26 protein-coding genes and 1 pseudogene are annotated in these 20,120 nt (G+C 71.5%); 6 read left to right on the top strand and 21 right to left on the bottom strand.

Going from position 1 to position 20,120, the window contains the following annotated elements; genetic code table 11:
* Positions 1 to 66 precede the first annotated feature (66 nt).
* Genes ACTWJ8_RS39985 through ACTWJ8_RS39960 form a run of 6 tightly spaced genes read left to right on the top strand, consistent with a single transcriptional unit; the run spans position 67 to position 4,639 of the window.
* On the top strand, positions 67 to 522 hold the full coding sequence (locus ACTWJ8_RS39985; protein WP_443265267.1) for an ATP-binding protein: 456 nt from the start codon (positions 67 to 69) through the stop codon (positions 520 to 522).
* Positions 519 to 884, top strand: a complete 366-nt coding sequence (locus ACTWJ8_RS39980) for a hypothetical protein (RefSeq protein WP_443265265.1) — start codon at positions 519 to 521, stop codon at positions 882 to 884. The genes ACTWJ8_RS39985 and ACTWJ8_RS39980 overlap by 4 nt, the downstream gene beginning before the upstream one ends.
* On the top strand, positions 881 to 1,327 hold the full coding sequence (locus ACTWJ8_RS39975) for a hypothetical protein (protein ID WP_443265263.1): 447 nt from the start codon (positions 881 to 883) through the stop codon (positions 1,325 to 1,327). Before ACTWJ8_RS39980 ends, ACTWJ8_RS39975 begins: the two co-directional genes overlap by 4 nt.
* A gap of 23 nt (positions 1,328 to 1,350) precedes the next feature.
* Positions 1,351 to 2,574, top strand: a complete 1,224-nt coding sequence (locus ACTWJ8_RS39970) for a phosphotransferase (protein ID WP_443265261.1) — start codon at positions 1,351 to 1,353, stop codon at positions 2,572 to 2,574.
* The gene (locus tag ACTWJ8_RS39965; RefSeq protein WP_443265259.1) at positions 2,571 to 3,512 is read left to right on the top strand and encodes a lactate/malate family dehydrogenase; all 942 of its coding nucleotides are present in this window, start codon (positions 2,571 to 2,573) and stop codon (positions 3,510 to 3,512) included. Before ACTWJ8_RS39970 ends, ACTWJ8_RS39965 begins: the two co-directional genes overlap by 4 nt.
* Positions 3,509 to 4,639 (top strand): hypothetical protein, encoded by a 1,131-nt coding sequence (locus ACTWJ8_RS39960; RefSeq protein WP_443265257.1) that lies wholly within the window; start codon positions 3,509 to 3,511, stop codon positions 4,637 to 4,639. Before ACTWJ8_RS39965 ends, ACTWJ8_RS39960 begins: the two co-directional genes overlap by 4 nt.
* A 116-nt stretch (positions 4,640 to 4,755) precedes the next feature.
* Here the strand turns inward: ACTWJ8_RS39960 and ACTWJ8_RS39955 are convergent, their stop codons facing one another.
* The 21 genes and pseudogenes from ACTWJ8_RS39955 to ACTWJ8_RS39855 all read right to left on the bottom strand — a co-directional run bounded on the left by ACTWJ8_RS39955 (position 4,756) and on the right by ACTWJ8_RS39855 (position 20,071).
* Positions 4,756 to 5,493, bottom strand: coding sequence for a hypothetical protein (locus ACTWJ8_RS39955; RefSeq protein WP_443265256.1), 738 nt, complete (start codon positions 5,491 to 5,493; stop codon positions 4,756 to 4,758).
* Positions 5,494 to 5,711: 218 nt separating this feature from the next.
* Positions 5,712 to 6,617, bottom strand: coding sequence for a helix-turn-helix transcriptional regulator (locus ACTWJ8_RS39950; protein ID WP_443265254.1), 906 nt, complete (start codon positions 6,615 to 6,617; stop codon positions 5,712 to 5,714).
* Between the two features lie 103 nt (positions 6,618 to 6,720).
* On the bottom strand, positions 6,721 to 7,077 hold the full coding sequence (locus ACTWJ8_RS39945) for a hypothetical protein (protein WP_443265252.1): 357 nt from the start codon (positions 7,075 to 7,077) through the stop codon (positions 6,721 to 6,723).
* Between the two features lie 59 nt (positions 7,078 to 7,136).
* Entirely contained in the window at positions 7,137 to 8,003 is an 867-nt protein-coding gene (locus ACTWJ8_RS39940) for a Mom family adenine methylcarbamoylation protein (RefSeq protein ID WP_443265250.1), read from the bottom strand.
* Between the two features lie 33 nt (positions 8,004 to 8,036).
* The gene (locus ACTWJ8_RS39935) at positions 8,037 to 8,447 is read right to left on the bottom strand and encodes a hypothetical protein (RefSeq protein WP_443265248.1); all 411 of its coding nucleotides are present in this window, start codon (positions 8,445 to 8,447) and stop codon (positions 8,037 to 8,039) included.
* A 26-nt stretch (positions 8,448 to 8,473) separates the two neighbouring features.
* A complete protein-coding gene (locus ACTWJ8_RS39930) occupies positions 8,474 to 8,854 on the bottom strand; it encodes a hypothetical protein (RefSeq protein ID WP_443265246.1) in 381 nt (126 codons plus the stop codon).
* 268 nt (positions 8,855 to 9,122) lie between these two features.
* Positions 9,123 to 9,629, bottom strand: a pseudogene (locus ACTWJ8_RS39925) (hypothetical protein); the annotation flags it as partial.
* Positions 9,630 to 9,668: 39 nt separating this feature from the next.
* Positions 9,669 to 9,983 (bottom strand): hypothetical protein, encoded by a 315-nt coding sequence (locus tag ACTWJ8_RS39920; protein WP_443265245.1) that lies wholly within the window; start codon positions 9,981 to 9,983, stop codon positions 9,669 to 9,671.
* A complete protein-coding gene (locus ACTWJ8_RS39915) occupies positions 9,980 to 10,894 on the bottom strand; it encodes a phosphoadenosine phosphosulfate reductase domain-containing protein (protein WP_443265243.1) in 915 nt (304 codons plus the stop codon). The genes ACTWJ8_RS39920 and ACTWJ8_RS39915 overlap by 4 nt, the downstream gene beginning before the upstream one ends.
* On the bottom strand, positions 10,891 to 11,352 hold the full coding sequence (locus tag ACTWJ8_RS39910) for a DUF5983 family protein (protein WP_443265241.1): 462 nt from the start codon (positions 11,350 to 11,352) through the stop codon (positions 10,891 to 10,893). Before ACTWJ8_RS39910 ends, ACTWJ8_RS39915 begins: the two co-directional genes overlap by 4 nt.
* Positions 11,353 to 11,652: 300 nt before the next feature.
* Positions 11,653 to 12,345, bottom strand: a complete 693-nt coding sequence (locus tag ACTWJ8_RS39905) for a hypothetical protein (RefSeq protein ID WP_443265239.1) — start codon at positions 12,343 to 12,345, stop codon at positions 11,653 to 11,655.
* Positions 12,346 to 12,589: 244 nt separating this feature from the next.
* Complete coding sequence (locus ACTWJ8_RS39900; RefSeq protein WP_443265238.1) at positions 12,590 to 14,254, bottom strand: DUF6248 family natural product biosynthesis protein; 1,665 nt, start codon at positions 14,252 to 14,254, stop codon at positions 12,590 to 12,592.
* 124 nt (positions 14,255 to 14,378) lie between these two features.
* Entirely contained in the window at positions 14,379 to 15,773 is a 1,395-nt protein-coding gene (locus ACTWJ8_RS39895; protein ID WP_443265236.1) for a DUF3560 domain-containing protein, read from the bottom strand.
* Between the two features lie 119 nt (positions 15,774 to 15,892).
* Positions 15,893 to 16,828, bottom strand: coding sequence for a hypothetical protein (locus ACTWJ8_RS39890; RefSeq protein ID WP_443265235.1), 936 nt, complete (start codon positions 16,826 to 16,828; stop codon positions 15,893 to 15,895).
* Between the two features lie 40 nt (positions 16,829 to 16,868).
* Positions 16,869 to 17,228 carry a hypothetical protein gene (locus ACTWJ8_RS39885; protein WP_443265233.1) on the bottom strand — a complete coding sequence of 120 codons (360 nt, stop codon included), beginning with the start codon at positions 17,226 to 17,228 and terminating at the stop codon, positions 16,869 to 16,871.
* A gap of 158 nt (positions 17,229 to 17,386) precedes the next feature.
* Positions 17,387 to 17,680, bottom strand: coding sequence for a hypothetical protein (locus ACTWJ8_RS39880; RefSeq protein ID WP_443265231.1), 294 nt, complete (start codon positions 17,678 to 17,680; stop codon positions 17,387 to 17,389).
* 41 nt (positions 17,681 to 17,721) lie between these two features.
* A complete protein-coding gene (locus tag ACTWJ8_RS39875; protein ID WP_443265229.1) occupies positions 17,722 to 18,192 on the bottom strand; it encodes a DUF3263 domain-containing protein in 471 nt (156 codons plus the stop codon).
* Between the two features lies 1 nt (position 18,193).
* Positions 18,194 to 18,700, bottom strand: a complete 507-nt coding sequence (locus ACTWJ8_RS39870; protein ID WP_443265228.1) for a hypothetical protein — start codon at positions 18,698 to 18,700, stop codon at positions 18,194 to 18,196.
* 1 nt (position 18,701) lies between these two features.
* Positions 18,702 to 19,205, bottom strand: coding sequence for a hypothetical protein (locus ACTWJ8_RS39865; protein WP_443265227.1), 504 nt, complete (start codon positions 19,203 to 19,205; stop codon positions 18,702 to 18,704).
* Positions 19,206 to 19,289: 84 nt separating this feature from the next.
* Positions 19,290 to 19,721 carry a hypothetical protein gene (locus ACTWJ8_RS39860; protein ID WP_443265225.1) on the bottom strand — a complete coding sequence of 144 codons (432 nt, stop codon included), beginning with the start codon at positions 19,719 to 19,721 and terminating at the stop codon, positions 19,290 to 19,292.
* Positions 19,722 to 19,765: 44 nt separating this feature from the next.
* Complete coding sequence (locus tag ACTWJ8_RS39855) at positions 19,766 to 20,071, bottom strand: hypothetical protein (RefSeq protein ID WP_443265224.1); 306 nt, start codon at positions 20,069 to 20,071, stop codon at positions 19,766 to 19,768.
* Positions 20,072 to 20,120: the final 49 nt, after the last annotated feature.

Below are 20,120 nucleotides of genomic sequence, written 5' to 3'. Positions count from 1 at the left end.
TCTGTGTGCGGAGTTGATCACCTTGCGCTGCGCGCTCGGCGGCGCGGCCCCTCTCAAGGACGCGACATGGCCGAAACCACGAAGGACCGATCCCGCTACGCCTCGTATCCCGCCCAGGTAAGAGCCGTCCGGCGCCACGTCACAAAGGTGCTGCGCGACTGGGGAGTCGACGACACCACGCTCCACGACGTGGTGGCCGTCGCCGACGAACTCGCCTCCAACGCGGTACGGCATGCCGGCACCGCACAGGGCCGCGAATTCGGGATGACGTTGCGCCTGCTGGAGACGCTCATCCGGGTCGAGGTGCGTGACGCCGATCCCAACCTGCCCGACCTGCGCAGCCCCGAAGAGGACCTGGACGCCGAAGGAGGCCGCGGGCTGATGCTCGTCGACGGCTTAGCAGCGAACTGGGGCAGCTCACCGGAAGTGCTCGGCAAGACCGTCTGGGCGGACATCCAGTTAGCGCCGTCCGAACAGGCGGCCCCCGCGACGACCACCCTGGGCACCAGGGGGCAGTCGTGACGCTCACCCTCGCCCCACCCACCACCATCACCACCAAGGCGTCAGCGCCGCACTGCGCTCACGACGACTACGAGTGCATCAACACCGCACACCTGCACGGGCGGTCGGCCGTGGAACTGGCCTGCTGCCGCACCACGACCGCCATAGACGCCCTCACCTGGCTTATCGTCCGCGGTTTCCACATCGCTGAGCAGCTCGACACCGAGCCCCGCCGACAACTCCAGGCCTATCTCCTCGCACCGGCGCTGCAAGACGATCTCCTGACCCGCATTTGTGCCCTGCACACGGTCACGCTGGAGATCGCCGACCCCGAGACTCTGTACGAGCTGAGGATCCAGCCGCGTGCCGGGGAGGCGTCATGACCGACGCACTCCTGTCCCAGCCCGGGTACTGGGCCGAATGCAGGCTCAACACCTCCACTTCGGACGAGGACGTCCTCGTCGGAGCCATCGATGTCCCCACCGCCAACCAGGCGCTGCGCTGGACCCGCGTCCTGGTCCGGATGCTGCAGTCGCTCCTCACAGAAGCCGAGGCAGAGCCCGTCGACCTCTGGCTCTACAGCGGCCAGGGCCGCGCCCGCGCACAGCTGCGCGAGCAGCGCCCGATCGAGCTCCTCCTCAAACCCGGGCGATTCCCCGGGATACAGCTGCGCATCACCGTCACACCCGTGGTCTTCCTCCGCCTTGCCGACCGAGACCCCCACAACCTGCCTGCCTGCAGCCAGCGGTGGACCCAACCCGCATCCGTGGCAGGCGCCCTCGCCGCACATACCCGGCCCGCCCCCGAGGCGGCTGAGCAGCGGTAACCCCGCCCTTCAAGGAGGCCCTGGTGAGCACCCTCACCGTCAACACCCCCGAACGCCCCTTCCCGCCCCCGCGCGCCGACCAGGTCTTCGGCTTCGCCCGTACGCAGATACACCACGCGGCCGCACACCTGTGGCCGCACAGCCGCATCGACCTCGGCGCCCACGTCGCGAGCATCACCGGCTACGTCACCCACCTGACCGTCGACGACCAACCCCTGTACGCCAAGTACGACTTCCTCGGCATGTCCCTGGTCTCCCTCCTGCGCGGTGTCGGCGGAACTTGGCCGGAAGTCCGCAGCAAACAGGCGGCCTACATCCAGCGCCCGGACGCCCTCATGGCCCGCGAGCACGCCCAACTCCAGCTCCTGGACGAGCTCGACGGCCCCCGAGTAAGCACGCCCGCCGGCCTCGCCCACGGCGTCCTGTTCACCAACCCCGTTCCCGGAGACACCCTGGGCGACCTCCTGCTGCGCGCACCGCAGACCACCGTCTCTCTGCTGGAGCGCACGCTCGCTGAGCTGCGCCCCCTGTACCGGGCACGCACGGCGCCATGGCTCGGCCCGGCCGGGGCGATCGGTGAGCGCAGCATCGCCGCCACCTTCGCCCGGAAGTTCAACGGCATCAGCGGCCAGACCTATCTGGACAGCATGGGCGCCGACCGCTGCCCACCTGAGGCCGGAGCCGAAGCCGTCGCCCACTTACGGGCCGGGGTGGCCCGGCTGCGGCACGCACGCCTGCGGGCCCTGCAACCCACCCACCAGGTCCTGCTGTACGGCGACCTCAAGCCCGAGCACGTGATCTTCCCTCACGGCGCCGCCGCCGAGCGCCCCCACTTCATCGACCCGGGCCTGAGCCGCGGCCGCGCCACCGGCGACATCGCCAAGCTGATCAGCCGGATCGTGATGCGCCTGCTCATCGCTCACCCCGCGCCGAGCGCGGCTGAGCGCCTCCTGGACAGCCTCGACGACTTCGCCCGCCGCCGCATCACCGCGATGCCGGGCAAGGCCGCACGCACCTGGCAGCGCGAGGTCCTCACCTTCTGGCTGATGGACACCGCCAACCTGCTGTCCACCATCCTGGCCGCGCCGCCCGATCTCCCTCTGAACGAACGCACCGGCGCCCTGGCCGCACAACCGCTCGCCGTCTGCCGCCTCCTGGACCGGCTCACCACGGTCGTCATCCACCAGCACGACGCGGCCACCGCATGGGACACCGCGCTGAGCACCGTCCGGGGAGCGACCGCATGACCAACGCCCCGGTCAACGCGATCGGCCTCATCGGCGCCGGAGCCGTCGGCCAGACCGTCGCCGCCGCCCTGTGCACGGCAGGCCTGAGCGACCGACTGCTGATCACCTCACGCACCGACACCCAGGCCCGCGCCCTCGTCGCCGACATCGACGACCTGCGCGAAGCCACCGCCTCCCCGACCTACGCGCAGGCCACAGCCCCCATAGGGCTGCACTCCTGCCGAGCGGTCGTCATCGCCGCCCGCGCCGCGTTCACCAACACCGCCCGCAGCGACATCCGGATGGCCGGCGCCACCGCGAACGCACCCGTCATCGTCCGCCTCGCCCACCAACTGCGCGGCTACACCGGCACCGTGCTCATGGTCACCAACCCCGTTGACGTCATGACCCGCCTGTTCGCCGAGACGTCCGGCATCCCGAACGTCTACGGGATCGGCTCCAACCTCGACAGCGCCCGCTACCGCAGCCTCCTCGCCCGCCACTTCGCCGTCCCCGCCACCGCCATCCGCGGACACGTCATCGGCGAGCACGGCGACGGAGCCGTCATCTGCGCCTCCACCACCATCGTGAACGGGCAGAGCGTGCCGCTGCCCCTGCAGCAGGCGCGCGACGAACTGCGCTCCCGGGCCTCTCGCATCAACTCCGGCATCGGCCGCACGCGATCCGGCCCCGCCGGCGCAGTCCTGTCGGCCCTGCGGAAAGTCCTCGCACTCGAGGACGGTATCGAGGAACTCTCCACCCCCTACAAGGGCGTACACCTCGGCCTGCCTCTGCACTTCACACGCGGCCGGCCGACCGTCCATCTGCCCGCCCTCAACCACGCCGAGCAGCGGCAGCTCGACGCCGCGCACCACAAACTCCGCGCGGCCCACCACAACCTCACCGCCCACCTCGGCGCCAACGCGCCGAGCCTCATCACCAGCGAAGGAAGCCAGTGAACACCGATACCACCGCGATCCGGCTGCACGCCGCGGACCGTAACCTGACCCTCGTCACCAACAACGCCGACGTCGGTGACTACAACCGCCGCTACTTCGGCTCCTGGTGGAAGGCCTTCGAAGTCCCCGCCGTCACCGCGGCCGCCAGCCCCCTCCTGCTGTTCGCGGACGTCGACCCGGACACGTACGCCAAGCTCAGCACCCTGACCGCGGAGCTCCCGCACGACAAGACGGCCTACGCGCGTGCCGAGACACTCGTCGCCCACGACGACACCGGCACGATCACCGCCGTCAGCCCCACTACCCAACTCGCCTACCAGCACCACACTGCCGCCGGCCGCCTCACCGTCCACGGCACCGACCCCGAACAGGTCGCCCTGGCGTCCGCCCGCATCGCCCGCGACGCTCTGCGCGGCCTCCTCCTCGCCGACGGATGGACCCTCCTGCACGCCTCCGCCGCCGTCCGCGACGGGCAGACCGTTCTCACCTTCGGCTCCAAGGGCGCCGGCAAGACCACCACCGCCCTCGCGCTCGCCAGCCGCGGTTGGTCGCTCCTCGCCAATGACCGCATCTTCGTTCGCCCCAACCCCGCCGGGCACCTGGACGTCCTGCCCTGGCCCTCCGCCGCCGCGATCGGCCTCGGCCTCCTCGACGCCCTCGGCTGGTTCGACCTCGCCCGCTCCCGCATCCAAGCGGGAGAAGCCCTCCACCCCACCCAGCACCCCGACGTGACCCAGGCCCTGGTCGACAACAAGCGCACACCACTGTGGGAGCCGGACGGGCGCCGGGAGCGGAAGGTACAGGTGTTCCCCGACCAGTTCGCCACCTGGTTCGGCCTCGACCTCGCCACCGAGGGCCGCGCCGCCACGGTCCTGTTCCCGCAGATCGACCCCACCGCAGCCCCCTCCGCCACCGGAGAGCACCGCATGCTGGGGGAGGGGGACTTCATGCACGGCGCGACCGAGGACCGCTACCCCGACATCCTCGGCCTCGCCCCCACCGGCAGCGGCAACGACCACGCCCGACAGGCTGTCGCCGCGCACCTGGCCGAACTCCCGCACCACACCGTCCGGCTCGGACACGACCTGGAGGCGAACGCCGACTTCCTGGCCAAGCACCTCTCCTGACCACGCCACCACACCAAGCGACGCGGGGCCGACCAGGACAACGGTCCCGCGACACGCTTGACGATGCCGTCGCACCGAGGCCCTCACCCCGAAAGGCATGGTTTCCAGGTGGGGGCCTATATCTCTGGGGTTGGCCCGTGGTGGAAGAGGGCGAGCACCGATTCGTACAGCAGCTCTGAGCGAGGAGAAGAGGGGGCCAGGGTGGTCACACCGGCGGCAAGGAGGCCCCGGAGGTAGAGCGACGCGGAGAAGACCTCGACGGCCACATCGACCCAACGGCCGTCCTGCAGCGTCGTCGTGTTCAGGGTCGAGAAGGCGGAGATGCCGTCCTGCGACACCGGCCGCCACACCGCCAGAATCCGCCGAGCCTGCTGGACGTCGGCCGGAGTCCTGCCCGCCGGTGGAAGCAGCGGCAAAGCAACCTTGGTGTAGGAGTCCCACTTGTCCCAGCCCCCGGGATCGGAGAGCCAGCGCCACTGCCTCCGCGCGAAGTCGGCGAGTGCATCAGCATCCTCGGGAACGGTCTCGCCCTTGAACGACGCTGCGGTCAACTGCTTGCACTCCACCGCGACAAGCCTCTGATCGCCGAGCGCCAGCCAGGCATCCAGATCTCGGAACGTGGGCCGCCTCTCGCACGCCGCGGTGAATGCCGCATCGTCGCGGCGGGGCCTGCCGGGCAGCAGCTCGAGGGGGCCGGCATCGGCCAAGGCCGGGATCAGGCAGTCGAGGAGAAGCTCCTCACCTGTCAGTGACGCGAGCCGTCCGGTGACGTCACCTCGTCCGGCTTCGCGGAGGTCGAATTCATTGATGAGGGCCGGGATGTTGTAAAGCAGCACCCAAGCAGCTTCCCGCACGACACTGCTCCCGCACAGCCCCGCTCACTACCAGCGGATTGCGGGGTCGTCCGGGGCGGATCGGGGGCGTGCTGTGGGGCGGAAAAGAGCGACGGCCGGCCCCAGGAACCGGGGTTCCTGGGGGAGGGGTGGTTAGTCCCTCACGACCGGCCGTCGTGGTGGCATTCGGGCCGCCGGGGCGTTCGTCGACCCCTTATCCCGTCTGCCACGTCTCAAGGTTAGTCCTCCGTGGTGGAGGACTCGGCGCGCCGACGCTCGGCTACAGCCTCAAGGCGAGCGCGTCTCCAACGCCGTGGCCGGGGAGCGCCGGCGCTCCCGCGGCGTGCCCCCACTGCGTCGTGCTCGGTGAGTTCGGGCAGCTGGCCGTGGGCCACGGCGGACAGGAAGCTGTCGGTGTCCTTGTAGCCCAGCATCTGCGCAGCCTCCGCCGCCTCCGCCAGGTCCTCGTCGCCGGCGCTCGGCAGAGTCCCGCGCTCGCGGGCCGCCGCGATGAGCGTGGCGCGGCGCCACTGCTTGCGGCCGCCGCGGCCGCCGAGGCCGCCGCGCACCTTGGGCTCGGGAAGCTCTGGGATGCGGCCCTGGGACAGGGCGCTCGAGAAGCTCGCCTTGCTCGAGTAGCCGAGGAAAGCTGCGGCGTACTCGGAGCCGAGCAGTTCGTCCGGGTCTCCGTCGACGTCGATCTCCGGCAGCGGTGCCGCGGGCTTGCTCGTCCGGCGGCCCTTGCCCGGGCGGCTCTGCGTCCAGGCGACGATGGTGCCGCGGCGCCACTGGGGGCCGTCGCCGTCCTCGACGTCGGGCTCGGGGAAGTAGCCGGGACGGTCACGCCGGTAGGCGGTGATCGTCGTCGGCTTCACGTCGAGCACCTCCGCGACCTGCCGCAGGCCGAGGAGCTCGTCCTGGTCGGCCTCGAGGACTGAGGCCGGCAGCGTGCGCTGAGGCTTGGCCCGTGCAGCGAAGAAGGCGGCCACCGCGTCGTACTCGCGGTACTGCGTGCGTCCTTCGGTGTGGTGCACCGGAGGGAAGCCGCTCGAGGGCTCCTTGCTCCACTCGCTGATGCGGGACTTGCTGGTATTGAACTCTTCCGCGATCTGCGCGTTGGTCACCAAGCGCTTGGTCTCGGACATCGCAAACCCCCTTCAGCATCGTCGAGTGGATCGCCCCCGGATCGGGTGCGACAAGTTCGATAATGCCAAAGGGGGTGGGTGTGTGTCCAGCTCGCCGGCGAGACTACTCGAAGACCTCGTCGACCAGAGTGACCCCGAGCCGCGACGCGCGGTCCACCAGCTCGCTGTACGCCAGCGCGGCCGGCGAGCTCTCCCACTCGGCGAACCCCAGCTCGGAGATGACCTGGGTGCGGGTCAGGTCCGCCTCGAGCTCCAGGTCGTTGTCCCTGCACCGCGCACGGAGGGCGGTGTCGTCGGCGCCCTCGCACTCATCGGTGACGCGCATCTTCATCTCGGCGAGGCCTTCGCACCAAGCGGTGTGACCTGCCTCCAGAAGGGCCTGCACCACGTCGGTGTCCTCGGTGCGGTTGGCGTGCGCGACCCGCTGGAGCATGGCGTCGGTGACGGTGTCGATGTTCATGGCGATTCCTCTCGGCAACACAAGCAGTATGGGAAGTAGAAGAGCGGATCCGGGGCAGTTCAGACGACGGCCGAGCCGCCCTCGTGCTGCTTCGGATAGGGCAGCGACGTGCCGTGCACGCGGCCGCGGCGCCCGAGCGCGACGGCGTAGCGGTGATTGCCCCGGAGCGCGACGCGCCGCGCACCGATGACGTCCAGGACCTCGGCGAGCCAGGAACCTCCCGGCTCGCCCCGCCCCCGGGGCCGGGCACCCAGCGCCTGCAGCCGACGCTCGACCCCGGCATGGCCGCGCTCGTCGCTGCGGACCTTCGACAGAGCCCGCGCGGTGAGGATCGACGCGTCCGGGAGCATCACCAGCGTGCGCGGTGTCGTACGGCCCAGGTAGTGCATGCCCTTGGCCTGGTACACGCAGCCTGTGTGTCCAGGCAGGACGGTTTGCGGGCCGTTGTCGGTGACGCGGACACGGGGCTGCGGGTCGCTGTGCGCGACGATGCCGCGGACGCCGCGTTCGGCGGCCAGCCGGAAGGCCTTCCCGGCAAGGAACGTCTCCCCGTTCGAGGCCACTTCGTCGAGCAGGACCAGACGGGACAGCTCCAGACTCGCCTGATAAGGGACAAGGTCGGGAAAGACTCGCGTCAGGACGCGCACGCTCATCGGTACGCCCAGGGCCAGCACGCCGACGAGCCGGTCGGTGCGCGCCTGGAGGTCGAAGAGCCCGAAGGCGAAGCGGACCGCGGGCCAGGAGGCGCTGTAGTGGTGCGTGAGCGTGAACTCCTTGGCCGCGCGGGCCTCGCGGCCCTCCATCAGGCGCACGCCGTAGCGGGTCCGGTCGAATCCGCCCTCGTGCACCGGCCTCCAGGTGTGCTGGCGGTGGCGCCAGCGCTGGCTGACCGGCAGGTCGAGCGGCAGCTGTTCATGGGCAGACACGACACGACTCCTTGATGGTGGGAGGGCGGGACGTCAGCCGGTGCGGCGTCCGGAGCGCAGGGCGCCGAGCAGCGCGCGGCCGCGGTCGGCGAAGCGAAGCCACAGGCCCGGAAGTGGGGCGGTGCTCGGCCGCGGGCGGCGGGGTGTGCTGACGAGCACGACGCGGTCGGGGCGGACCTGGTCGTCGTGGAAGACCTCGCCCTTGGGGCCGCGCCAGTGCTCGTAGCCCTGCTCGTCGACGCTGCGGGTCAGGCGGCCGTGCTCGGTGTCGGCGACGTCGCCGACACTCCAGCCCTCGGCCAGAACATGGGCCGTGTGGACGTTGGGGTCGAACGAGATGTCGGTGCCGTCGGCGAGGGTGATGAGGCCGGGCTGGTAGCTGTACTGCACGGTGCCGGTGAAGGTGATCCGCATGAGGGAGCCGGCGGAGGGGTGGCGGGACACAAAAACTCCTTGCAGGGACGGGGCGTTCAGAGCCGGGGGGCGGGGGAGCGGCGTCGGTGCGGCTTCTTGGAGCCGCCGCGCAGGCGCACTTGGAGCTCTTGCTCGGCGGTGAGGTGGCGGCACGGAAGGTGGGTGAGGCCCTCCTGCAGGGCGCGGTGCAGCCGGTGCCAGCCGTCGATGAGCATCGTGGTGTTGTCGAGTTCCGCGACGGTGGCGACCAGGACGGGCGCGGTCAGGTCGGTGTGCGCGGCGTGCTCTCGGTCCACGCGGATCAGCGGCAGGAACGAGAAGAACGGCTCGGTGGGCAGCGGCTGCACCGGGAGGGGCTCGGCGGCCTCCAGGGCAGAGGTGATGTCCCAGGTGAAGGCCAGGAACTGGAAGTAGTCGCGGCCGGAGCGGGAGGACAACGGGTCTCCTTCAGGTCGGCGGGTGCCGCCCCGGGAAGGGGCGGCACCTGAACGGGTTGGCGTGGCGGAGTGCGAGCACCGCATCGCGTCGGCTAGGCGGCGCTCAGGCGCAGATGGGGCACCGGTGGAAGGCGTCCGTCGCTTCGTGGCACCGGGCGATGCAGCTGCGGCACCACGGCGTGTCGGCGTACCGAGCGCGGCCGTTCCATCCGGTGTCGGCGGTGTCGAACGGGACGTGGCAGCGGGCGCAGGAGGGCGGTTGTGACGCCAGCTCCGCGGCCCACGCGGTCAGCGCCTGGAAGTCCGTTCCGAGCAGCCCGGCCTTCGGGCTCACGTGGTGCAGGAGCCCCGGCGCCGGGTGGTGTTGGGCAACGTACGCGCGGTCGGGGGCCCCGATGTCGTCGTCGACCCACGCGAACGGCCGTCCTGCGGCCCACTCGACGACGCGCCTGGTCTTCCAGAACATTCCGGGAGGGGTGGTCTCACGGATGTTCTCGGGCCAGTCGATGACCGGGAGTTCGGGCAGTCCTATGCGGGGGCCGATCATCGTGTTCGCCTCGTGAGCCCACGTGGTGCACCAGACGAGATCGAACGGCAGGGCCAGCAGCTGCCTGCCGTGGTCGGGGTTGAGCCAGACACGCAGCGGCCGCCGGGGGTTGATCCCCTCAGGGGCCAGCCGGTGGGTGGTGTAGCCGTCGGGGCGGCGGGTGGGCTTGGCGTCGTAGGGATTGAGTGGGCCGTCGACGTCCAGGAGGAGAAGCGGGCGGTCGTTCACGGAATGCTCCTTGTCGGTGAAGGGGGCAGGTCGTGCTGTTCACAGCAGCGCGTCCTGTACGGGTTCTGCGCGCGTGGCCGCCGGGGCGGGATCCTCGGGCGAGGGGGCCGGAGCCAGCTCGATATGGGCATCGCGCCAGTCCTGCTCTCGCATCTCGGCGAAGGTGAGCAGGTTCCGGTGCATCCGCCCGCCGAGCACGGCCGTGAGCGTTCCGTCGGGATGGAGCGTGACGTCACGCGGCGGCATGCCGGGGCTCTGCACGCGGATCGGTGTCGGCCGGGAGGGAAGGGCAACCTCCAGCGAGTCCGACACATCCCGCGTGAAGGGCAGGAACGGGAAGTTCTCGCGGCTCATCGGGCCCCCATCAGGTCGTAGGTCGGTGCGGTGGATGGTGTGGCGGCCGGGCCGGTGGCGTTGGCGGCCGCGACGATGTCCGCCATGGACAGATCGGCGGTGAAGGTGTGGCCCAGTTCCTGCTCCAGGGCCACGTACTCGGCGGCGAGTTCGGGGCGCAGCCGTGCCGCGCAGACCAGGTCCTCGCGGGAGGCGAGGACGCAGAACGAGCAGGACAGCCGCCGCATCCCCGCGTCGTACGCCCAGTGGTAGCGCACCCCGGAGGCCCAAATGCGCTCCCATACCTGGCGCTCGCTCCAGTGCAGAATCGGATGCCACTGGGTCACCTCGCGGACGCCGGTGGTGGCCGAGCGGTCCACGGTGAGCTCCGCCTTGCGGGCCCGCCCGGTGGACTCCTCGGCCCGGATACCCAGGCAGTACAGGACTCTGGCCTGCCTGACGGGGCGCGGCGGGCTGCCGTGCCACTCGATCCCCAACTCCCGGACCAGCCTGGTGACCAGCTTCAGTGTCGGGCCGCGCTTCTGGTCGGACGTGCAGTACCGCGCGGCCGCAGACGGCCACGCCGGTGTCGCCCGCAGCTTGGCGGCCAAGACCAGATCGCCCCGTGCCTCGGCCTCGTCGGCCCGGCGCAGCAGGCCCTGCTTGCGTGCACGGATCTGGTCCAGCAGCAGGCCCTGCTCGCGGTGGCACAGCTCGAAGCGGAACCCGTAGTGCTCGGCCTGTTCGCGGGCGAGCTCCACGGTGCCCGGCCACTCGACCGCGCCGAGGTCGTTGTGCACGACCGTGACGCGGTCGCGGATGCCGGCCTGGATGGCGAGCTCGTCGATGTAGTCGAGCATCGCCTGGGAGTCCTTGCCGCCGCTGCTCGCCACGAGCACGGCGTCGTACGCGGCGAGGTCGGGAACGGTCACGGTGTCCCGACCCCGGACGGCTCGTCGAACACGGGCAGGTCGTCGCTGGGGGCGGCGTCGGAGTCGAACAGGACGTACGCGCAGCCGCGGGAGCGGGCGTGGCCGACGATCGCGAGCAGCTCGGCGGGCCAGTCGTGCAGCTCCGGGTCCATGGCTGCCGACTCGGGCGCGTACATCCACCAGCCGTACTCGGTCCGGATGGCAGAGGCGTAGTTGCCGAGCCTGTCGCGGAGGGCGGGCGGAAGGTGCTCGGTCGACAGGTCGAGGAACGAGCGCACGTGGGGGTCGTCGAAGTCCCAGGGGCCCGGCAGGCACTCGGCTCCGCCCGCCTTCAGCACCTCGTCCAGCCGGTCCCACAGCACCCGGACGGGATGCTGCGGAGTCAGGTGGCGTACGGCGTCGATGAGCTGGGCGTGGAGTTCGTCGGTGCCGAGTTCGGCGAGGTCTTCTGTGCGCACGGCTTCTCCTTCCAGAGGCGGGACAGGGGAGGGGAGGGGTTACGACCTCCTTGCGACATGTTCCATAATACCTAAATCGGCTCGGGTGTCACGCGGTTTTCCGAGATGACGCCTCGGACGGCAGGTGCGGGGCCTGGAGGTGGCCCCGCACTGGCGGATCGGAGCGGCGGGAGCGGTGGCCGCTGCTCTGTCGTCCTGGCCGGGTCCGGCGCGGCCTCCGAGATGGCGGCAGAATCTGAAGCGCCCGCGTGGAAGCTCGCGGGGTGGATTTCTGTCGCAGCCCGCACGCGCCACTTGCGTTCAGGCGATGCGCTCAACGTGAGCGAAGGTCACGGTCTCGACTGCATCGCGGTCGAAGCCGCGTTCTCCGGAGTGGTGGGTGAACTGGTACGTCCCGCGGGGTACCTCCACGATGGTGTCAGTCCAGCCGAGCCTGGCGGGGTCGCCGCCCTTCGCCTTCCAGTGCTCAAGGTCGGCGATGGAGTAGGCCCACAGGTCGGTGCAGATGCGCGCCAGGCGGGTGCTCTCGGGGATCGACGGATTGTCGTCATCGTCGTAGCGCGGACTGGCGATGATGTAGCTGTCCGGACCGGTGCGGTACAGGCCGGGGCAGCTATTGCCCACCGGGCCGTACGCGCAGCCGGCCGCAGCCATGGCCTCGACCGCCTGGGCCTGGCCGAGGGTTGAGTTGTAGTCGGCGATGGCGTTGTCGTCCCAGTTGAAAACTGGCCGCAGGTCGTCGGTGACCAGAAGCTTTCCGGACGTCACGTTGATGGTGATCTTGGTGGTAATGCCGTCCGGGTAGGGGCAAGGTTCCCGCACCTGGACGGCGCTGTCGGTGGTTCGGAAGACCGGTTGGCGGTCGCAGACGGTGCAGTGGTACGCGACGCCCGCAATGTACGGCTCCCGGCCGTCGAGGCGGAGCACCTCCACCTCGGTTTCTCGCGAGATCAGATGCCCGTTGGCCTGCAAGGGCAGTCGCTCGATGGTCATCGTTGTGGCACTCCCTGCTTTGCCGCTCGCCTCAGGTGAAGGCGAGGCTGAGTGATTGGTGTGGAGTTCGTCGGTGTCGGGTTCGACGGGGTCTTCTGCGCGCACGGCCTCTCCCGTGAGGGGATGGCGTGACCCTCAACGACATGTTCCATAATACCTAAACTGGTTCGGGTGTCACGCGGTTTTCCCAGGACGGATCCCCGAGCGGTAGTACAGAGCTTGGCGACGGCCCCCTACCGGCAGATCAGAACAGCGAGAGCTGCGGCCGCTGTTCTGCCGTCCCGGCCGGCTCCGGTGCGGCCTCCGCAGCAGCGGCCTCTTCCTTCTCCGGGGCGGCCTTCTGCGCCGCAGGCGCGCCGGGCGGGGCGCCGAACTTGAGGCAGGGGCAGCGGCACCACCACACGCACTCCTCGCCGCCGGGCCTGAGGATGAGATCCGCGGCCCGCTGCCCGTTGGGCCAGTAGACGATCTCGGTGTTGTCGCAGGCGTGCGGGCCGCCCTTGTTGCGGTGCAGGCACCCGCCGCAGTCGCCGGACAGGCAGTTCCAGCAGGTCCCGCGCTCACACATGGACCAGAAGAAGCCCCACACGTACCGGTCTTCGAGGACCTGGAGGTGCTTGGGCCACACGGTCTCGCGCACCTGCGCGCCCTCGTCCTCGGACATCGGCGAAGGGTTGCGTACGGGGTCGAGGATGCCCATGTGCTTGGCCCCGTAGAAGTTCAGCAGGGAGCTCCGCTTGAACCTGCCGATCTGCGCGGCCTCGTCCGCGGTGAGCGTGCGCTGCGGGCGCCGCAGGACCGGCACCGGTCCCGGACGTGACGGTGTCGGTGTCACCCGCTCCTGCGTCGTGGCGGGCGAGCTCGCCGGCGCTGCTCCCGCGCTGTGGCCGCGCGGACCGGCCGCCGACGGTGCAGGCCGCGGAGGCTGCACGGCGGGGCACGCCCCGCCCTCGCCCTCCCACCGGGCCTCGTCCACTTCCTCGAGGCGCCGCTCCTGCGCGGCCAGCGTCACCGGCCGCCGGAAGCGGCGCACCGCGTGCCGGGCCAGCGGCGGCAGACGACGCGCGGCCTCCTTCTTCTCGTCGCTGGACATCCACGAGCGGGCAGCCGCGGCGTACCGGGACTCGTAGGCCGCGCGGTCGTCCGCGCACAGGCCGTCCGGGTGCAGCCGCACCAGTTCCAGGGCCACTTCGCCCATCGGGCTCAGGCGCAGGAAGCGGACGCCGTCACGCGCACGGGAGGCCGTCAGGAACCGGGAGGCGTACAGCAGCCGGGTCCGCTCCCGGCTCACCCGGCGCCCGCCCTCGGCGATGCCGCCGCGCGGCGCGATCCGAGCCTGCCTGTCGCGCCAGTACAGGCGGCCGGTCTCGGCGGCCTCCAGCACCCGGACGTGCCCGGCCGTCCAGCCGAGCTTGCCCACATGCTCCCGTGCCAAAAGCCGGTTGAACTCGGCCTGGACGCGGTTGGCGCGGTCCATGCCGGTGGCGGCCCGCTCCTGCGCCTCCCGGCGGCGGGCGGCGCGCTCCCGCTCGGCGCGCTCCTCGGCGGTGAGCGGGCGTTGCAGCGCGGCACGCAGTGTGTCCGCCGTGCCGGGCACACCGGCCGTCGTCTCGGCGAGCGCCGCGGCCTCGACGGCGCGGGCGGCGTAGTTGGCGAGTGTGGCCCGTGAGACGCCGTCGCTCTCCCACGTGTCGGCGTACCGGGCCCACCGCCCGGCGGCCACGGCGTGCTCGTGCACGGCGAGCATCACCTCCGTGAGGCGGGCCTCGTTGCGCGTGCTGCTGCGGCTCGCCTTGTGCGTGGCGTCCTCGTCCGCGGCTTCGGCGGCAGCAGCGGCCGAGAGGGCGATGCGGACGTAGGTCTGCGAGGGCAGGCCTCGGTGGGGTGCGGTGTGTTCGGTGTCGGTCATGGGATCCCTCGCTCCATGCGGTCTGCTGCGGTCGCCGGCGGGGCGGCCGGGCGGTACCCGGCCGCCCCGGACCGGGGCGTGGTGCCGGTCGGACGCAGTGGTGCTCAGCGGTCATCCCGCGCTGTCACTGGCCGTCCAACAGGGCGTAGTTGTGGAAGTCGTCGCTGACGGGGAAGTCGGCGGTGCCGACGGGCGCGCCCACCCATCCCGTCATCGGGCCGGGCGACGTCTGCTGGCCGTCGAGCCACCGGTAGACGTCGGGGCTGAGGGTGTGGAGGACGCCGTCCCCGCCCTCGGCGTAGAACTGGGAGTTGCCGCCGAACCCGTACGCGTCCGCGTACTCCCACACGCACACCAGGTACGGGCCGCCCGCCTCCTTCAGGAGCCCGAACACGGACCGGATCGCGTCGTCGGTGTAGCCGTCCGCGAACCGGCCGTGCAGCTCGGCGATCTCGGGCGGCAGCCCCGGATCGCTGTCGGCGGTGTCCCTCGGGGCGCCGCCGCTCTCCTGCGCCTGCTCGGGCGCGGGCTCGGTGTCGGGAGCGAGGACTTCGGCGGCGGTGGCCTGACCGGTGACCGTGTGGAACGGGACGCGGCCGGGCCGCATGTGCGGCTCGTCTCGGGTCACGACCTCGCGCCGGGCGGCGCAACTGGCCACCGACAGCGACTTCTTGTTCACCTTCAGGACCTCGGCCCAGCGTCCGGCCACCTTCGCGAACTGCCCCGGCCGGAAGTCCTGCGGCCCGTACACCTTGGCGCCCTCGGCCTCGGCGCGGGTGACCACGAACTGCCAGTAGCCGAGCTGCTCGGTGATCTCGGCGTGGTGCCAGTCCGAGGCGGCGAGGTCCTCGACCAGGTCCTCCGGGGTGCGGTGTCCGGAGACGGCCTGGTGCACGGTGTCCTTCTGCTGCCGCTCGATGCGGAGCAGGTCGGCGATCAGGCGCTCGATGCGGGCCAGCGTGGCGCGGGGCGCGTTGCGGAAGGCGGTGTAGTGCCCGGCGGCCTCGGCGAGCCGGTCCCACCTCTGGGTGCGCTGGGAGGCGTCGTAGCCCTTCTGGAAGTGCCGGTTCATCCGCTCGCGGAACCGGATCTCGCGGGTGGCGCTGTAGTGGTCGGCCAGGATCGGCTGCCCCATCGGGATGCTGTCCAGCATCCGCTGGCCCTGGGCGTAGTGGGTGTCGCGCTCGGTGGCGGCCCGGTCGGCGTAGCGGGTGTACCGCTCGGCCCGTCGCGCCGCCGCGTTGTCCCGGGCGGCTTCGGCGTCGGCGTACGAGCGGCGTGCGTAGTTGTCGATGGTGACGGTCACGCGGTGCCCGTTGTTGCGGAGGTCGTCCGCGGCCTGCCGGATGCGGCGCTCGTCGGCGCGGGCGTCGCGGGTGTGCGGCATGACCCAGTCCTGCCTGCCGCGCGACCAGGTGAAGCCGTGGCGTTGCAGCACGGTTGCGGTGCCGTCGTTCTTGGCGGTGCCGGTGAGGCGGGTTCCGTCGGCGGGGGTGTGGGTGAGCGTGAGGTCGGCCATGAGGTGATCTCCCTTCCGGGGCGTGCGCGGCGGCCGGCGGGCCCGGACGCACGGGGTCTGGCGGTGGCGGGGCCGGGGAGCGGGCGCGTGATGGGCGGCCCGCTCCCCGTGGCGGTGTGTCAGGTGGCGGTGAGGGACCGAAGGGCCTCGGCGACGGACACGGCCAGCGCTCCCGCGGGCTCGGAGGGGCTGCGGCACTCGAACCAGACCCCCGGCGGGTAGATGACGGCGCCGCCGCCCAGCGGACCTTCGGGGACGCTGTGCCCCATGGCGTCGTCGAACCAGAGGGCCAGGGTTCCTTCGTCGTCCAGGAGGCGGAAGACGCGCTGGTCCGGGCCGGTGAAGACGCTCTCTGCGGCGCCGTGTTCGGCGGTCCAGTCGGAGCCGAGCGCCTCGTGCGCGAGGGGACCGATGGCCTCGACCGGGAACGCCCCGGTGCCGGTGTCGGAAGAAGCGGGGTCCGGTGCCGCTGCGGTGTGGTCGGGCAGCGTGGCGGCGTAGGCGCGCATGACGGCCTCGGCTGCGGCGGAGGAGATCCAGCGCAGGTTGATGGTGTGGGTCTCCTGGCTGCTCACGTCGACGTCGGCACGGGAGAGGTTGGGCCCGTAGTGGTGGACGTGGACCGCTCCGCCTCCGTGGTGGCCGTCGCCGACGCTGGCGCCGGGGACGAGCGAGGCGAGGTGGTCCGCGAACGCGTCACGCTTGCGGGCGGCCTCGACGTGGGCCGAGTTGGCGGCCACGACCTGGGGGTGGATCTCGTTGTAGACCGGCAGCAGCTTGCGGGTGAGCGCTGAGGCGAGGGCCCGGGCGCCGCGATCGGCCCGCATCTCGGTGGTCGGCTGGTGGCCGCCGTGGAGCGGGAAGTGGCAGGGGTGGGGGTAGAGCACGCTGGCGTGCACGTAGCCGTCGCGGCGTGCGCGGTCGATCCGGATCGACCGGCCGTCGGCGTGCGTCAGGCGCGAGGCGCCCGGGTTCCATGTGTCGTCGGGCACGGCTGTCCACGGCCCGTCCGGCAGGAGTGAGGCGGTGTCCTTGGCAAGGTTCAGGGTGTCCACGGGGGCGTCCCTTCTGGAGGCGGGGCGGTTGGTGGTGTGGTCAGGCAGCGGCGGGAACGCGTCCGGCGAGGACGCCGGGCAGGGCGTTGTCGACGTAGGCGACGTGCTGGCGCAGGTCGATCCCGACGTGGGCGTTGTCGAGGTAGCGCTGCTGCTGGCCCGGCCGGTGGGGGCTGTTGGCCAGGCGGCCTTCGCCGATGGCGACCACGTGGACGCCGGGGGTGAGGGCTTCGGAGGCGTTGCGGGCGGCGTCGCCGTGCACGGTGACGATGACCGTCTTGGCGGTGTCGGCCGGGTCGAAGGGGGCTTCCACGAGCCAGAAGCGGGCGACCGGGGTTCCGGCAGCGGAGTAGCGCAGGTGGACGACCTCGTGGACGCGGCCGAGAGCAACGGCACTCATGGGGGCCTCCTTGGAAGCGACGAACTGGGGGCGGAGCCGAGAGAGGTGACCAACCCCTCTCGACATGTTCCATAATACCTAAATCTCGTGTGGTGTCATCCGGTTTTCGTAGACCGGCCCCCACCCGGGGGCGGCCCACCGGGCCGGTGCCGTGCGGCTCAGGTCCTGGTCGCGGACCATGGGGGCGACGGGGCGTGCGCTTCCTCGATGAGGCGGGCGAGCACGGCGTCGGGCTCGAAGGAGCCCTCGAAGCGGGTGACTTCCATGCCGCCGGGGTTGCCGTGGCAGGCCGTCACGTGATCGTCGGCGGCCTCCCAGGACCCGAACGGGCCGCAGGCCGTGGCGTGTTCGCGCCAGTCGAAGGCGTTCCTCGGCGCGTCGCCGTCCTCGATCAGGTAGTACCAGCGGCCGGGCGCGACCTCGACCACCTCGCACGCGCTTCCCGAACTCATGGGTCCCCAACTCCTCTCGTCATCCGGTGGGCGGCGGATCGTCACTGCCCGGCTGCGTCGGCGGGCTCATCGCCCGCCTGGCCGGCCTCGCGTGCCGTGCGCTTCGTCTCCCTCAGCCGCCGCAGCCGGTTGACCAGGACCGGCGCCAGGCGCAGCGCGTCGGCCTGGTCGATGATCGCGTTCAGCAGCAGGAAGTAGCGGGTCGGAGCGATGCCGAGCTCGTCCCTGATCGCGGCATCGCGCGCGATGGGCGTCGGGTAGCTGCGGCCCGCGACGTGCAGCACGTACCGCACGCCGAGCTCGACGAGCGCGGTCGGGGCCTGCTCGGGCGCGGCGTCCGGCGCGGACGGCTCGGGCGGCTCGGTGAAGTCGAACTGCCCCAGCCACCCTTCGACGACGGGCACGACGTCGGCGCCGGGCAGTTCACCCGCGCTCTCCTCGATGCCGGTGATCGTGTCGTGCAGGGCGCGGATCGCGGCGCCTTCGGGCGTGCTGGGATCGGGACGCAGCATTTCAGGACCTCTCTTCGTGAAGCGCGGGGTGGGACACGGGGGCCGAGACGGTCCCGGCCGGGGAAGCCGGGCCGTCGGCGCACGGGGTGCCGGTGAGCCGTTCGGCGTGCCAACGGCACGTGAAGCAGCACGCGTCGACCTCGGCGCGCAGGTGGCCGACGGTGAGCACGCCCAAGGCGTCACCGATCACGATCAGGGGAGCGTGGCGCCGCATGACCTCGGCCATCGGGTCGTGCGACTCGATCAGCTCGTCGAGCAGCTCGGTCGCCTCGATCAGGCCCTGGTAGAAGTCGCGGTCCCCGGGCGGCAGCCGGTCGAGCACGCTGAAGGTCACGCCCTGGCCACTGTCCCTGGGCACGGCGTCCCACAGGTCGGAGACGGCGGCGCGGAGCTTCTCGCACCACTGACGGAACACCCCGTCCGCCTGACGCTTCGCGTAGGCCCTGCTCCACGCGAAGCGCGCGGCGTTCAGGTCGGGCACCACGGTCGTGGACTGAGGGCTCGGCATGTCAGGACTCCTCGCGGGTGGAACGCTGGTGGGGGACGCCCGCGCTGCGGGCCGTGCCGGTGGTGTCCTGCGGGTGGGGCCACGGCCCGGCCCCGGCGGTGTCCGCGGGCGGCTCATCGCCGCTGACCGGGGCTTCGTCGGCGGCCCGTGCGCCGCCGTGGCGCCGGTCGGCGCAGGGCGTGCACACCACCTGGGCGGGGACTCCGAAGTGGGCGAGGTCCATGCGGACCCACTCGACGGTGCCGCAGTGCAGGCAGGCCAGCGGCAGGGAGCGCGTCATCGACCGCATGGTGAGGAGCTGGTCGCAGGGGAGCGTCAGCGTGCCGTCCTGGGTGGCGACCGTCAGGTATCCGGCGACGACCCGGTTGTGGCTGACGTCCACGACGTGCAGGTGCGGCGCCCGCGCGGTGTCGGCGACGGGGGCGGGCAGCGCCACGGTGAAGGTGTCGCCGGGAGCCAGTTGGGCGGCGGCGGGCGGCAGCGGGGACAGGCGGGGAATCTCCACGGGGAACTCCAGAACGGATCAAGAGGTGCAGGGGGCGGCCGGGCCCGCGCCTGTCGCGGGCCCGGCTGAAGGGGGATGGGGGAGTCAGGCGGTGTCGGTGTCCACGCGGGACCAGGACCCCGCGCCCAGGAGGGTGCGCAGGTGACCCACGGTCATGGGGTAGGGGCAGCGGGGCCCGCGCGTGGTGACGATGAGCAGCAGGCCGCCGGGGCGGTGTGCCTCGACCACGCACGGCGTGCCGTACGCATCCCGCAGGCGGGTCCCGACCGGGAACGGATCGGCCGTGACGAACCGCAGTGCCTGGTGCGGGTGCAGGCGGGACGGCTCGGCGCCGTCGGGCAGACAGAGCGCGGCAACCTCGTCCACCTCGCTCCAGCCGTGGCCCTCGCCGTACTCGTCGGCGCAGTGCTTGGCGGCCTGCTCGGCGCTGAACCGGTCCGGCGCCGTCACGCAGACACTGAGGCCGGCTGCGTCGTCATCGACGTCCGGCACGTACACGAACAGCCACGTACGCACGGGAGTTCTCCTCTCGACAGGCGCGGGGCGGCGGCCTCGGTGTGTCACGGGTCGGGGTACGAGGTGCGGTTCAGCTCGCGCAGGATCCGCTGTCCCTGGAGGGCGCCGACCGTGTCGTCGCCCTCCAGGCGCTCCATCTGGTGGAGCACGTCGGCCGTGCTCAGCGGAGTCAGTCGCGCCCTCTCCTCGCTGGTGAAGGACTGGAGGTCGACGAAACGGCTGGCCTCGTAGTGGTGGTAGTCGAAGTTCTGAACGCAGATCACGATGATGCGGTGGTCGCGCTGGCTCAGGTACCGGCGGTAGTGGACGCCGGGGGCGTGCTGGTGCACTCCGGTCATGTCCAGTGGCATGGCGTGCTCCTGGGCGGTGGGACAGGTGGTGGGTGCCGGGGCGCGGCCG

The organism is Streptomyces sp. SDT5-1 (assembly GCF_052245995.1).
GTDB lineage: Bacteria > Actinomycetota > Actinomycetes > Streptomycetales > Streptomycetaceae > Streptomyces.
This window is presented reverse-complemented; position numbering and strand designations above follow the sequence as displayed.